Annotated in this window: 15 protein-coding genes; 8 read left to right on the top strand and 7 right to left on the bottom strand. The window is 62.1% G+C overall.

The window, feature by feature from the left end:
- Window positions 1-198: 198 nt before the first annotated feature.
- The 6 genes from M1E10_RS15325 to aat all read left to right on the top strand — a co-directional run bounded on the left by M1E10_RS15325 (window position 199) and on the right by aat (window position 7,135).
- On the top strand, window positions 199-3,123 hold the full coding sequence (locus M1E10_RS15325) for an Rne/Rng family ribonuclease (RefSeq protein WP_499173703.1): 2,925 nt from the start codon (window positions 199-201) through the stop codon (window positions 3,121-3,123).
- A gap of 221 nt (window positions 3,124-3,344) precedes the next feature.
- Window positions 3,345-4,103: a DsbA family protein gene (locus M1E10_RS15320; protein WP_499173701.1), complete on the top strand. Its 759-nt coding sequence runs from the start codon at window positions 3,345-3,347 to the stop codon at window positions 4,101-4,103.
- Between the two features lie 121 nt (window positions 4,104-4,224).
- On the top strand, window positions 4,225-4,662 hold the full coding sequence (gene aroQ / locus M1E10_RS15315) for a type II 3-dehydroquinate dehydratase (RefSeq protein ID WP_499173699.1): 438 nt from the start codon (window positions 4,225-4,227) through the stop codon (window positions 4,660-4,662).
- A gap of 28 nt (window positions 4,663-4,690) precedes the next feature.
- The gene (gene accB, locus M1E10_RS15310; protein WP_499173697.1) at window positions 4,691-5,152 is read left to right on the top strand and encodes an acetyl-CoA carboxylase biotin carboxyl carrier protein; all 462 of its coding nucleotides are present in this window, start codon (window positions 4,691-4,693) and stop codon (window positions 5,150-5,152) included.
- 11 nt (window positions 5,153-5,163) lie between these two features.
- A complete protein-coding gene (gene accC, locus M1E10_RS15305) occupies window positions 5,164-6,504 on the top strand; it encodes an acetyl-CoA carboxylase biotin carboxylase subunit (protein WP_499173695.1) in 1,341 nt (446 codons plus the stop codon).
- A gap of 13 nt (window positions 6,505-6,517) precedes the next feature.
- A complete protein-coding gene (aat, locus tag M1E10_RS15300; RefSeq protein WP_499173693.1) occupies window positions 6,518-7,135 on the top strand; it encodes a leucyl/phenylalanyl-tRNA--protein transferase in 618 nt (205 codons plus the stop codon).
- Window positions 7,136-7,139: 4 nt separating this feature from the next.
- Here the strand turns inward: aat and M1E10_RS15295 are convergent, their stop codons facing one another.
- From M1E10_RS15295 to gatB, 5 genes are all read right to left on the bottom strand, one after another.
- Entirely contained in the window at window positions 7,140-7,562 is a 423-nt protein-coding gene (locus M1E10_RS15295; protein WP_499173691.1) for a DUF2155 domain-containing protein, read from the bottom strand.
- Window positions 7,563-7,652: 90 nt separating this feature from the next.
- Window positions 7,653-8,051 (bottom strand): NADH:ubiquinone oxidoreductase subunit NDUFA12, encoded by a 399-nt coding sequence (locus M1E10_RS15290; RefSeq protein WP_499173689.1) that lies wholly within the window; start codon window positions 8,049-8,051, stop codon window positions 7,653-7,655.
- A 110-nt stretch (window positions 8,052-8,161) separates the two neighbouring features.
- Window positions 8,162-8,626 carry a GNAT family N-acetyltransferase gene (locus tag M1E10_RS15285; RefSeq protein ID WP_499173687.1) on the bottom strand — a complete coding sequence of 155 codons (465 nt, stop codon included), beginning with the start codon at window positions 8,624-8,626 and terminating at the stop codon, window positions 8,162-8,164.
- Between the two features lie 14 nt (window positions 8,627-8,640).
- Window positions 8,641-9,144: a GNAT family N-acetyltransferase gene (locus tag M1E10_RS15280; RefSeq protein ID WP_499173685.1), complete on the bottom strand. Its 504-nt coding sequence runs from the start codon at window positions 9,142-9,144 to the stop codon at window positions 8,641-8,643.
- A 4-nt stretch (window positions 9,145-9,148) separates the two neighbouring features.
- The gene (gene gatB, locus M1E10_RS15275; RefSeq protein WP_499173683.1) at window positions 9,149-10,651 is read right to left on the bottom strand and encodes an Asp-tRNA(Asn)/Glu-tRNA(Gln) amidotransferase subunit GatB; all 1,503 of its coding nucleotides are present in this window, start codon (window positions 10,649-10,651) and stop codon (window positions 9,149-9,151) included.
- 143 nt (window positions 10,652-10,794) lie between these two features.
- Here gatB and M1E10_RS15270 point away from each other — a divergent pair, with 143 nt between their 5' ends.
- Window positions 10,795-11,121 carry a DUF1294 domain-containing protein gene (locus M1E10_RS15270; RefSeq protein ID WP_499173681.1) on the top strand — a complete coding sequence of 109 codons (327 nt, stop codon included), beginning with the start codon at window positions 10,795-10,797 and terminating at the stop codon, window positions 11,119-11,121.
- Here M1E10_RS15270 and M1E10_RS15265 read toward each other — a convergent pair.
- Window positions 11,118-11,627 carry a GNAT family N-acetyltransferase gene (locus M1E10_RS15265; protein ID WP_499173679.1) on the bottom strand — a complete coding sequence of 170 codons (510 nt, stop codon included), beginning with the start codon at window positions 11,625-11,627 and terminating at the stop codon, window positions 11,118-11,120. The two genes, M1E10_RS15270 and M1E10_RS15265, sit on opposite strands and share 4 nt — an antisense overlap.
- Window positions 11,628-11,917: 290 nt before the next feature.
- Between M1E10_RS15265 and M1E10_RS15260 the strand changes: the two genes are divergently transcribed.
- Entirely contained in the window at window positions 11,918-12,238 is a 321-nt protein-coding gene (locus tag M1E10_RS15260; protein ID WP_499177194.1) for a type II toxin-antitoxin system RelE/ParE family toxin, read from the top strand.
- A 62-nt stretch (window positions 12,239-12,300) separates the two neighbouring features.
- Here M1E10_RS15260 and gatA read toward each other — a convergent pair whose 3' ends face one another.
- A complete protein-coding gene (gatA, locus tag M1E10_RS15255; RefSeq protein WP_499173677.1) occupies window positions 12,301-13,782 on the bottom strand; it encodes an amidase in 1,482 nt (493 codons plus the stop codon).
- Window positions 13,783-13,820 lie beyond the last annotated feature (38 nt).

The raw sequence follows: 13,820 nt of genomic DNA, 5'->3' as shown, positions 1-13,820 counted from the left end.
GACTTTCATGTCTCGGCAAGCGTTTCAGAACCTGGATACCCTGATGGAGCCGAAGGCTCCGTCAGCCGTCCGGCTGTCGCCGCAACACCGTTCAAAGAGAACCATTTTTTCCGGCGCAATCCCCATCATGCATAATCGGCCTGTCCCTGCGGCAGGCCTTTTTGCACCTGCTCGGCTGCGCCGAGGAGCAGAAATTACATGGCAGACAAAATGCTCATCGACGCGTCTCACGAAGAGGAGACGCGGGTAGTCGTCGTTCGCGGCAACCGTATTGAAGAATTCGATTTCGAGTCCCAGCACAAGAAACAAATTCGCGGCAATATCTATCTGGCAAAGGTGACGAGGGTTGAGCCCTCGCTACAGGCAGCCTTTGTCGATTACGGCGGCAACCGTCACGGCTTCCTGGCTTTCGCGGAAATTCATCCGGACTACTACCAGATCCCGCATGCTGACCGGCAGGCCCTGAAGCAGGCCGAAGCCGAAGACCAGCGGCGAATTGCAGATGACGACGCGGCGGATCCTATCGACCCTGCATCGGCAGAACAGCCCTATGTCAACGAGCCGGCCGCACTTTCGGCCGAAGCAGCCGCCAGCGAGGCTGGTGCCGAAGCCGCCGAGGTCAGCCCCGGCGAAGCTGCAGCCGTTGAAGCAGAAAAGCCGAAGGCAAAGCCGCGCCGCAGCCGCGCCCGGAAGAAGCCGGTGGAAGCGGAAGCCGTCGAGACGTCAGCCGACGAACCGACAACCGACGCTTCCGATAGCGACGAAGACAAGGGTACGCCGGGCGAAATGGCCGCCATGGTTGAAACCGATTCGATCTCCGAAGACATCAGAGACCGTCGCGGCAATGACGACGATGATGACGACGACGACAACGGCGAGAAGGAAGAAATCGAATCCGTCGGCGCAGAAGACGCCATGGAAGAAGTTCCCGATCGCGTCGTGCGCCGGCCGCGTAAGCAGTACCGCATTCAGGAAGTGATCAAGCGACGCCAGATCCTGCTGGTGCAGGTGGCAAAGGAAGAACGCGGCAACAAGGGCGCCGCCCTGACGACCTATCTCTCGCTTGCTGGCCGCTATTCCGTGCTGATGCCGAATACGGCGCGTGGTGGTGGAATTTCCCGCAAGATCACTAGCCCGCAGGATCGCAAGCGCCTGAAGGAAATTGCACGCGAACTCGAAGTGCCGCAGGGCATGGGCGTGATCCTGCGCACGGCTGGCGCCAACCGCACGCGCGTCGAGGTCAAGCGCGACTTCGAATATCTGATGCGTCTGTGGGAGAACGTCCGCACCCTGACGCTCAGCTCAATGGCTCCCTGCCTCGTTTACGAGGAAGGTTCGCTGATCAAGCGGTCCATCCGCGACCTCTACACCAAGGACATCTCGGAGATCATCGTTGCCGGTGAAGAAGGCTATCGCGAAGCGAAAGACTTCATGAAGATGCTGATGCCGAGCCACGCCAAGGTGGTGCAGCCCTATCGCGACATCCACCCGATCTTCTCGCGCTCCGGCATCGAGGCACAGCTCGACCGCATGCTGCAGCCGCAGGTGACGCTGAAGTCCGGCGGCTACCTGATCATGAACCAGACGGAAGCGCTCGTCGCCATCGACGTCAACTCCGGTCGTTCGACCCGCGAGCATTCGATCGAGGACACCGCGCTGCAGACCAACCTGGAGGCAGCCGAAGAAGTTGCCCGCCAGCTCCGCCTGCGCGACCTTGCCGGTCTGATCGTCATTGATTTCATCGACATGGAAGAAAAGCGCAACAACCGCGCTGTCGAGAAGAGGCTCAAGGATTGCCTGAAGAACGACCGTGCGCGCATCCAGGTCGGACGCATCTCGCATTTCGGCCTGCTGGAAATGTCGCGCCAGCGCATCCGCGCATCAGTACTGGAATCCACGACCCAGGTCTGCTCGCATTGCGGCGGCACCGGCCACGTGCGGTCGCAGTCCTCCATTGCACTGCACGTTCTGCGCGGCGTTGAGGAATATCTGCTCAAGAACACCACGCACGACATCAGCGTGCGCACCACGCCCGAGATCGCGCTCTACCTTCTCAACCACAAGCGAAACTCGATTGTGGATTACGAACACCGCTTCGGCGTCTCGATCTTCATCGAATCGGATGACACCATCGGCTCCAACCATTTCGCGATCGACCGCGGCGAAGCGGTGGAAAACCCGATCAAGATCGAAAGCCTGATGCAGTTTGCCGCCCTCCCCGTCGAAGACGAAGACGATGACATCGTCATCGAGGAGGACGAAGAGGATGACGAAGAGCTTGGCGAGGTTCAGGCTGTTGCCGCTGCCGCGCCGGCAACCGCGACGCAGGGCGACGACCAGAATGGTCGCAAGCGCAAGCGTCGTCGTCGTCGCCGCAACAAGAACGGCGATCGCGCCGACGGCGTGAGCCTGGACAACGGCGATAGCGACAATGGCTCCGCCGACGACGATACGGACGAAGGCGACGAGGACGAGACCGAAGCCCGCGAAGCGACGGATACGGGCGCCGACACGGATGAGAATGGCCGGCGCAAGCGTCGCCGCCGCGGCAAGCGTGGCGGACGCCGCAATCGTCCGGGCGAGGACGGCAGCGAGACGGAAGGCTCCGAGGAGGATGCATCCTCCCAGGCCACGACCTCTGAGGGCGACGCTACCGCGGCGCAGCCGACGGAAGTCGCTTCAACCGCTCCTGCCGAACCGGAAGCCGATGCGCCTGTCGCCGCCAAGCCGCGCAGAAGCCGCCGCAAGGCAGTTGCCGCGCCGGTGGAAGAGGTCGCCGTAGAGGCGGCACCCGCAGCAGAGGAAGCGCCGGCGCCGACCGTCACGCCGGAGGTTGCCAAGGCTGCCGAAGTAGCCAGCGAACCCGTGCTTGCGGAGCAGGTCGCCGCAGCGCTTGGTGAAGAGGCACCTGCCGCCATCGCCGACGCACCTGCCGAAGTCGCCGAGACACCGGCTCCGCCAGCGGAAGATGAGGCCAGGCCCGTCCGGACCAACCGGGCGTCCAACATCAGCTCTTCGGATCCGGTGGTCAGAAGCTCCGAGCCTAACGCCGAGGAAACCGACGACAACGATCCGTCGAAGCCGAAGAAGGCCGGCTGGTGGCAGCGCCGCAGCTTCTTCTGAGCTGAGACGGCATCGAGAGATATGTTAAAGGGCCGCGTTCTTCTGCGCGGCCCTTGCTCGTTGGCCAGCCGGGGGCGACCTAACCCAACGCAGTTGTGACAACACAAGCTCCGCCCCGAGCAGATTTGCAGTTTCGAACCTTCCGCCGTCGGCGTAGGTTTGCCGCAAATCACCTTTACGCGGACCCGTTCCAGCGCCTGACATCGATCAAAGGATTCCCCATGCCCGTTCCGTCCAAGATCCTCGCCCTCAGTTCGCTGCTGATCGCCTCGCTGTGGCTTTCGCCGGCGGTCGCGCTCGACGAGCAGCAGAAGAAGGAGATGGGGGAGTTCATCCGAGAGTATCTGGTTCAGAACCCGGAAGTGATGCTGGAGGTTCAGGCGGCACTGGAAGCCAAGCAGCAGGCGGCACGGGTATCGATGGCCGGCCAGGCGGTGGCTGCCAATCATGATGCCATCTTCTTGTCGAAGAACGACGTCGTGCTGGGCAATCCGGAGGGCGACGTTACCATCGTCGAGTTCTTCGACTACAACTGCGGATACTGCAGGCAGGCCCTCGGCGACATGGAAGAGATCCTCGCCAGCGACCCGAACATCCGCTTCGTCTTGAAGGAGCTTCCGATCCTGGGACCGGAGTCGATTGCCGCACACCGTGTTGCCAATGCAGTCAGGCTGGTGGCTCCCGAGAAGTATCCGGAATTCCATCGCATGATGCTCGGCGCGACCGGCACGGCGACGGAAAACAGTGCGCTCGAGATCGCCACCTCGCTGGGCGTCAGCGACGCGGAAATCCGCAAGTCGATGAAAGAGCAGCCGAACGACGCCCTTGTGCGCGAGGCCTATCAGCTTGCAACGAACATCGGCGTGACGGGCACTCCCACCTACGTCGTCGGCGACGAGGCGCTTTTCGGCGCCGTCGGCCGCGCTGCCATCGAAGAGAAAGTCGCAAACGTGCGGGCCTGCGGCCAGAGCAGCTGCTGACCCTAGGCTCCCCTCGTCCACGTCGGCGGAAAGCCCGGTGTTTCAAAGAACGGGGGCTTTTCCTTGTGTTGCGGGCGGTCTATAGGTGGCCCCTGACTTTTGACAGGAACACTGGAATACGATGAGCAAGACGGTCTTCGTCCTGAACGGCCCCAACCTGAACATGCTGGGCAAGCGCGAGCCCGGCATTTACGGCGGCAAGACCTTGAAGGATATCGAGAACGACTGTGTTGCAGCGGGCTCGGGTTACGGGCTCGCCGTCGATTTCCGGCAAAGCAACCATGAAGGCATGCTGGTCGACTGGCTGCATGAGGCGGATGAGAAGGCGGTGGGGGTGGCGATCAATGCCGGCGCCTATACGCATACATCCGTCGCCCTTCATGATGCGATCCGCGCCATCTCCATTCCCGTCATCGAAGTCCATATCTCCAATGTTCATGCGCGTGAGGCATTCCGTCATCACTCGATGATTGCCCCTGCCTGCAAGGGTGTCATCTGCGGCTTTGGCCCGACGAGCTACATCCTGGCTCTGCACGCCTTGAAAAGCATCACCGACTGACAAGATAAACAGAACAATAGGGTTTGCCATGTCTGAGAATAAGCACGGTATCGACAAGGGGTTGATCCGCGACCTCGCGAACATCCTGAACGAGACCGACCTGACCGAGATCGAAGTGGAGCAGGAGGACGTTCGGATCCGCGTGTCGCGCGTTTCCGCCACGCAATATGTCCAGGCCCCGGTGGCAGCCGCCCCGGCTGCTGCCGCTGCCGCGCCTGCACCAGTCGCTGCCGCAGCTCCTGCCGCACGCGACAACGCCAATGCGGTCAATGCACCCATGGTCGGCACCGTCTACCTGTCGCCGGCACCCGGTTCGCGCTCCTTCGTGGAAGTCGGCGCCATGGTGAAGGAAGGCCAGACGCTCCTCATCATCGAGGCGATGAAGACGATGAACCAGATCCCTTCGCCCCGCTCCGGCAAGGTCGTCGAGATCCTCGTCACGGATGCGCAACCCGTTGAATACGGCGAACCACTCGTCGTCATCGAATAGGACGACGGCACATGATCTCGAAAATCCTCATAGCCAATCGCGGTGAAATCGCGCTGCGCGTATTGCGCGCCTGCAAGGAGCTCGGCATTGCAACCGTTGCAGTGCATTCGACCGCTGATGCCGATGCCATGCATGTTCGGCTGGCGGACGAGAGCGTCTGCATCGGCCCGCCGCCCTCGCGCGACAGCTATCTGAACATCCACCAGATCGTCGCTGCCTGCGAAATCACCGGCGCGGACGCGGTTCACCCCGGCTACGGCTTCCTGTCGGAGAACGCCAAGTTCGCCGACATCCTGGATGCACATGGCATCACTTTCATCGGGCCAACGGCCGAGCACATCCGGCTGATGGGCGACAAGATCACTGCCAAGAAGACGGCCGTCGAGCTCGGTATCCCGGTCGTTCCGGGCTCTCCTGGCGAAGTGCTGCCGGAGACCGCGCTGGCGATCGCGCGGGAGATCGGTTTCCCGGTGCTGATCAAGGCAACCGCCGGTGGCGGTGGCCGCGGCATGAAGGTGGCAAAGACCGAGGAGGAGCTCGAGGAGGCCGTGACCACGGCGCGCTCCGAGGCACTCGCCGCCTTCGGCAACGATGCCGTCTACATGGAAAAATATCTCGGCAAGCCGCGGCACATCGAAGTGCAGGTGGTCGGTGATGGCGAAGGCAATGCCATTCATCTGGGTGAACGGGACTGCTCGCTGCAGCGACGTCACCAGAAGGTCTGGGAAGAGGCGAACTCCCCTGCCCTCAACGTCGAGCAGCGCATGAAGATCGGCCAGATCTGCGCCGATGCGATGAAGAAGATGAAGTACCGGGGCGCCGGCACAGTCGAGTTCCTCTACGAAAACGGCGAGTTCTATTTCATCGAGATGAACACCCGCCTGCAGGTGGAGCACCCGATCACCGAGGCGATCACCGGCATCGACCTGGTGCACGAACAGATCCGCGTCGCCTCAGGCGGCGGCCTTTCGGTCACCCAGGAAGAGATCGTCTTTTCCGGCCATGCCATCGAGTGCCGTATCAATGCCGAGGATCCGCGCACCTTCGTGCCCTCGCCTGGCATGATCACGCATTTCCATGCACCGGGCGGTCTCGGCGTTCGCGTCGATTCGGGTGTTTACGCCGGGTACAAGATCCCGCCATACTACGACAGCCTGATCGGCAAGCTGATCGTGCATGGCCGCACCCGCGTCGAATGCATGATGCGCCTGCGCCGCGTGCTCGACGAGTTCGTCGTGGACGGGATCAAGACAACGCTGCCGCTGTTCCAGGATCTCGTATCCAACCAGGACATCGCCAACGGCGACTACGACATTCACTGGCTGGAAAACTATCTGGCCGGCGACAAGTAGCAGCAGGAGACACATGGTAGGGCGCCGCGGCAAATATTATCCGACACTCACATCGGACATTTTGCTGCGCGCCTATTCCATTGGGCTTTTCCCCATGGCGGAGTCCGCGGACGACCCTGAGATCTTCTGGGTTGAGCCGGAGATCCGTGGGATCCTCCCCCTCGATGGCTTCCATCTCTCCAAAAGCCTCGCCAAGGTCGTTCGTAAAGGCTCCTTCGATATCCGCTTCAACACGGCCTTCGATCAGGTCATTGACCGCTGCGCCGAACCGGCAGAAGACCGGCCGAACACCTGGATCAATGCGACCATCCGGTTGCTCTACTCCGAGCTGCACCGCATGGGTCATGCCCACAGCGTGGAGGCCTGGGACGGCGAGGAACTGGTGGGAGGTCTCTACGGCGTCTCGCTAGGCTCAGCCTTCTTCGGGGAAAGCATGTTTTCGCGGCGCACCAATGCGTCGAAGATCTGTCTCGTCTTCCTGGTGGAGCGACTGAAGGCGCAGGGCTTCACGCTTCTGGACACCCAGTTCACCACCGAGCACCTGAAGACATTCGGCGCCATCGACGTGCCGAAAGAAGAGTATCTGGCAAAATTGAAAGAGGCGATGGATTCGCCGCATCTGACCTTCTAAGCGGTCAGTTCGTGGCCTCAGGTGCCGGAACGTCGGACTGCTGCTTGCAGCCTGTCAGCCATACGTCATAGATCGCGTGCTCGACGGCATTCAGACCCGGACTGTCGGCAAACATCCAGCCGGTGAAAATCCGCCGGATCTTGCGGTCGAGCGTGATCTCGTCAACCTCGACGAAACCGTCCACCCGTTGGGCCTCGGTCTCGTCACGCGAATAGCAGACCTTCGGCGTGACCTGCAGGGCGCCATATTGGACCGTCTCGTCGATATAGACGTCAAAGGTGGTGATGCGACCGGTGATCTTGTCGATACCTGCGAAAACGGCGACCGGATTGGAAATGCGCGCAGCCGAGACGGCTTTGGACGATGCAGCCGACATGGCCGCTGCCACAGCGATTGCAACGGTCAGCTTGCGGGTGAATTTCCTCATCGATGATCCCATTCTCGGTCCGGTCGGGGCACAGAAGATGCGCCCCGGTGCACCTATCCGGTAGAAGCCGAATGTGGCCAAAACAGGTGTTCAGCCGCCGGGCGTCCAGGCGTCGTAGTCGCCGGTCACACGGGCACGCTCACCGGGGGATGCCAGCGATCCCTGCGGACGATAGGCGTCGGGCGTTCCGGTCATGTTGGGCTTGTGGCCCTTTTCCCATTCGCGCGGCACGTAGTTGTCCTCTGAGGGCGCGATGTCGGTGCGGTGATGCATCCAGCCGTGCCAGCCCGGCGTGATCGCCGAGGCTTCGGCATACCCGTTGAAGATCACCCAGCGGCGCGGCACGCCAAACGACGTCTTCGGGCCCTCGTAGTAGACATTGCCCAGTTCGTCGACGCCGACCTTCTTGCCGTGGCGCCAGGTGAAGAAGCGGGTACCGAGGGTCTGTCCGTTCCACCAGGTGAAAATCTGAAGCAGGAAATTTTTCATGTGCGTTTCGTCAACTCTGGCAAACGCTGCAGGCAGCGCGATCTGTGACTGTTTGAGCGGTTATGCAACCTGACGGCGCCGATGTCCAGTGATTCCAGACCGGCTGGCGCTCACCTAAGCTTCATCTTGAAGCCGTAGTGGCTCTTGGCGAAACCCAGGCGCTCGTAGAAACGGTGGGCATCGGTGCGGGCCATGTTCGACGTCAGCTGGACCATGCGGCAATCGCGCCGCCGTGCCTCCTGCAGGGCATGTTCGATCATGGCGGCTCCAATCCCTTGGCCACGCATGTCGTGGCGGGTCTGCACCGCCTCGATCACCATGGCAAGACCGCCGCGGCCGGTCAGGGTGCGGTTGAACATGAGCTGGAAGGTCCCGACCACCTCGCCCGCCCGATCGGCCACGAACAGCTGCTCATTGTTCGACGCATCGATGACATGGAAGGCGCGCAGGTAATCGTCGAAGGCTTCCGGGTCGGTGGTATCGCCATGGCCGCCGATCTCGTCTTCGGCGAACAGCGAAATCAACGCCGGAAGGTCCTCTTCGTGTGCCCGCCGGATCAGGAGGTCGTCATGCATCGGCTCGTCTCCCATCAGCGCGGCAAGGGCTTCTCGAGGACGACGGCGGGGAGGCCCGAGGCCGGTCCGCCGAATTCCTCCATGCGGTCCACCTCGAAGAAGCCGAGCCGCTCATAAAACGAGATCGCGCGCGTATTTTGCAGCGCCACCTCCAGCCGCATGACCTCGGCATCCGGGAAGCAAGTCTCGAGTTCGGCGAAGATATCGCGACCGACGCCCTCCCCCTGGCAGGACGGCTTGACGTAGAGGTGGTGGAGCATGGCCGTCTTCGCCATCGTCGTGGACATGGCGGCATATCCCATGCCGCCGATATCGCGACCGCTGTCGGCGACGAGGAATTCGCTGAAGCGCTTCCCGATCCGGGCCTTCAGAGCCTTTTCCGAATGCCAGTGGTCGAGCATCTGCTGCACCTTCACCGTGCCGAAGAACGGGTCATAGGTGGCGTGAAAGGTTTCGACCAGCAGCGTGCGGACCTTGTCCAGGTCGCGCTCGCCGGCGGTGCGGACGAAGTAGACCATTGGCCTATTCCTCGATGCCGAGCTTTGCCTTCACCAGTGCCTGGACAGCCTGCGGGTTGGCCTTGCCGCCGGTCGACTTCATGACCTGTCCAACAAACCAGCCGGCCAGCGCCGGCTTCGCCTGCGCCTTGGCGACCTGATCGGGGTTGGCGGCGATGATCTCGTCGACGGCCGCCTCGATGGCGCCGGTGTCGGTCACCTGCTTCATGCCGCGGGCATCGACGATTTCGGCTGGATCGCCACCTTCGTTCCAGACGATCTCAAAGAGATCCTTGGCGATCTTGCCCGAGATCGCCTCGGACTTGATGAGGTCGATGATGCCGCCAAGCTGGACGGGAGAAACCGGAGTCTCTTCAATGCCTTTGCCGGCTTTGTTCAAGGCGCCCAGCAGGTCGTTGATAACCCAGTTGGCAGCAGTCTTGCCGTCACGGCCGGCGGCCACGGCCTCGAAATAATCGGCGATCGCCTTCTCCGAGACGAGCACTGAGGCATCGTAGACCGACAGGCCGAGCTCGCGCACGAAGCGCTCCTTCTTGTCGTCCGGCAATTCCGGAAGATCCTTCTTCATCTCCTCGATGAAGGCGTCGTCGAATTCGAGCGGCAGCAGGTCGGGGTCGGGGAAGTAGCGGTAGTCGTGCGCCTCCTCCTTCGACCGCATGGAGCGGGTCTCGCCCTTGTTCGGGTCGAAGAGGCGGGTTTCCTGATCGATCTTGCCGCCATCTTCCAGGATGCCGATCTGGCGGCGGGCTTCGTATTCGATTGCCTGGCCGATGAAGCGGATGGAGTTGACGTTCTTGATCTCGCAGCGCGTGCCGAATTCACCGCCGGGCTTGCGCACCGAGACGTTGACGTCGGCGCGCATAGAGCCTTCGTCCATGTTGCCGTCGCAGGTGCCGAGGTAGCGGACGATCGAGCGCAGCTTCGTCATATAGGCCTTGGCTTCGTCGGACGAGCGCATGTCGGGCTTGGAGACGATCTCCATCAGTGCGACGCCGGAGCGGTTGAGGTCGACGAAGGACATGGTCGGATGCTGGTCGTGCATCGATTTGCCGGCGTCCTGCTCCAGGTGCAGGCGCTCGATGCCGATCTCGACGTCCTCGAACTGCCCCTGGCGATCGGGACCGAGCGAGATGACGATCTTGCCCTCGCCGACGATCGGATCCTTGAACTGCGAGATCTGGTAGCCCTGCGGAAGATCCGGATAGAAGTAGTTCTTGCGGTCGAAGAGCGAGCGCTTGTTGATCTGCGCCTTCAGCCCGAGGCCGGTGCGCACCGCCTGCTTGATGCATTCCTCGTTGATCACCGGAAGCATGCCGGGCATGGCCGCATCGACGAGCGAGACGTTCGCGTTCGGATCCTTGCCGAACTCCGTGGAGGCGCCGGAGAAGAGCTTCGACTTGGACAGAACCTGCGCATGCACCTCCATGCCAATGACGATCTCCCAGTCGCCGGTGGCGCCGGGGATGAAACGCTTGGGGTCGGGCGTGCGGACATCGACTAGGGTCATGGAATGCTCTTGAAACCGTCTCGTTGGGGTGTCTGTGAGGTAGAGCAAATGGGGCGACGGTGCAAGCGCGCGCCCTTGCCCGCGTGCAAAACACCGCTGCGGAGCTTGGGACAAACTTAACTCCAGAATGGCAGACTGGGGAAATGCAACTTGATGAACCCGCCACCCTGCTCCTGATCTTCCTGCTTCTGAACGTCGTGGTGTTCTGCGTCTACTGGTGGGACAAGCAGGCGGCGATCGAGAGGGTCTGGCGCGTCAGCGAGAGGACCCTGCTGACGCTCGCCTTTCTGGGTGGCAGCCTCGGCGCTGTGGCGGCACAGCAGATGCTGCGCCACAAGACGCGGAAGGAACCCTTCCGCACCCAGCTGATGCTCATCGTCGCCTTCCACGTCATCCTGGCGACGACCTGGCTGTTTGCGCCAGACCTGCTTCTGGATGGCTTGAGCGCTCTGGTGCCGGCCGCGGCTTAGATGCCCGGCCCGTAGGTTACCTCGGCGTCCTCGACCAGGAGCTTGGAAAGACCGACCGACTGAACCTCGCGGTCGAGCTTGGGGGAATAGGTCGCCGTCAGCCAGTTGATGCGATAGCCGTGCTTTTCGAAGAAGCTGACGGCCTCGTCGTTGCGCGCGTGCGTCTCCACCCTTGCCGTATCAAAACCCTGGCGGACGATGTCCGCCTCGATTTCCGTGAGAAGCGCGCTGCCGAGGCCCTGGTGCTGGTGGGGCGGATCGATCCAGAAATCGCTGATCAGTTCGTCGAGCGCTTCGCGTGCCGCCCAGCCGACCACCGCACCGCCCTTTTCCACGACGGTGATGGTCAGCCAGGTCTTGCGGGTGAAATTGTCGAAGGCCGCTTGAGCATTATCGCGAATGCCGGACATCTCGCCGACGTTGAGCATGGCTTTTTCCCAAGCTCTGAGGCCGATATCCCTCAACGTCTCGGTCTCGTCTTCCCGCGCGTTGCGAATGGTCGCCATGACAGCCCCTGTTTTGGCTGCAGTAGACCACTGAGTCTGGCATTTTGCCAAGTGGGACGGAGAAGCGTGGTTAGCGAGACGACGGCAAGCTGCCATTGAGGGCGGCAGGATTGGAATGTACGGGCGCATGCGCTATCTTGAGGGCATGAGCGAACGAGAGCACAAAATCCGCCTGGATGATCCGACGGGGCCGCAGATGCCCGAGGCGGATGATCGTGACTATGCGTCCTGGAAAGAGAGCAAGATCAGGAAGGCTCTGAAGCAATCTGAGGACCGCTCTGTTATGACCCCTGCGAGAAACGTTTGGGAGCGTTTCGGGTTTCAACGTTAGTTTCACCCCTCAGGCCGTCGACGACCTCGTTGAGATCCATTCCCACATTGCGACCATCGATCGACTGTCTGCGGACCGCGTTCTGTCGCGCATCCGCCAAGTCATCGAAATGTTCGAGATTTTTCCGCTCCTCGGGCGGGAGGGCTTGGTCGAAGGGACGCGGGAATTTGCCATCTCCGGCCTCCCCTATACCATTGTCTACCGGATTGCTTCCGCGACCGAACTCGACGTGCTGACCATCATCCACCAGCGCAAGCTCTATCCGCCACAGGGGAGCTAGCCCTTTCCACGAGCACGACATCCTAACGTGCGGATGCCGTTCCCGCAGACTGGCCTACTGGCTCACCACCATTTCGCCGGCGTGAACCGGCCAGCGGCCTGTTCGATGACGTGGGCAGTCTTGAACAGGGTTTCTTCCTCGAACGGCTTGCCGATCAACTGCAAGCCGAGCGGCAGGCCCTTGCGGTCGAGGCCGGCGGGGACAGCGATGCCAGGCAGTCCGGCCATGTTGACCGTCACGGTGAAGATGTCGTTCAGGTACATGGCGACCGGATCGGCGGCGAGGTTCTCGTCGGCGATGCCGAAGGCGGAGGACGGCGTGGCCGGCGTCAGGATGGCATCGACGCCCGCATGGAAGACGGTCTCGAAGTCGCGCTTGATCAGCGTGCGGACCTTCTGCGCCTGCAGGTAATAGGCATCGTAGTAACCGGCCGACAGCACGTAGGTACCGATCATGATGCGGCGCTTGACCTCCTTGCCGAAGCCGGCGGCACGCGTCTTCTCGTACATGTCGGTGATGTCCTTGCCGTCGACGCGCAGGCCGTAGCGGACGCCGTCGTAGCGGGCAAGGTTGGACGAGGCTTCCGCCGGCGCGACGATGTAATAGGCCGGCAGCGCGTATTTCGTGTGCGGCAGCGTGATGTCGACGATCTCGGCGCCGGCGTCCTTTAGCCAGGCGATGCCCTGTTGCCAGAGCTTTTCGATTTCCTCCGGCATGCCATCGACGCGGTATTCCTTCGGGATGCCGATCTTCATGCCCTTCAGCGACTGGCCGAGCGATGCTTCGTAGTCCGGCACCGGCGGGTCGACGGAGGTGGTGTCCTTGGCATCGACGCTCGCCATCGACTTCAGGAGGATCGCGGCGTCGCGCACATCACGGGCGATCGGCCCGGCTTGGTCCAGCGACGATGCGAAGGCGACGGTGCCCCAGCGCGAGCAGCGGCCATAGGTGGGCTTGATGCCGACGGTGCCGGTGAAGGCGGCGGGCTGGCGGATGGAACCGCCGGTATCAGTTGCCGTGGCGCCGGCGCAGAGATGGGCTGCCACCGCCGCCGCCGAGCCACCGGACGAGCCACCCGGCACGAGCTGCTGGTTGGAGCCTTCGGCGCGCCAGGGGTTGACGACGGGACCGTAGTAGGAGGTCTCGTTCGACGAGCCCATGGCGAACTCGTCCATGTTGAGCTTGCCGAGCATCACCGCACCATCGTCCCAGAGGTTCTGGGTGACCGTCGATTCATACTTCGGCTGGAAGCCGTCAAGGATGTGCGAGCAGGCCTGGGTGTGGACGTCCTGCGTCGCGAAGAGATCCTTGATCCCCAGCGGGATGCCCTCGAGCGCACCGCCCTTGCCTGCCGCGAGCCGTTCGTCGGAGGCTTTGGCCATCGCCAGGGCCTTCTCCGGCGTCACGGTGATATAGGCGTTCAGCGCGCCGTTAGCGGCGGCGATGGCATCGAGATAGGCCTGCGTCAGGTCGACGGCCTTGATCTCCTTCGAGGCGAGCCTGTCGCGGGCTTCTGCAATGGTGAGGCTGGTCAGCTCGGTCATGATATTTTGTCGCTCAGCAGGTGTGTCTGGAATGGTCG

This window comes from Rhizobium sp. PK7-22, assembly GCF_056530405.1.
This window is presented reverse-complemented; position numbering and strand designations above follow the sequence as displayed.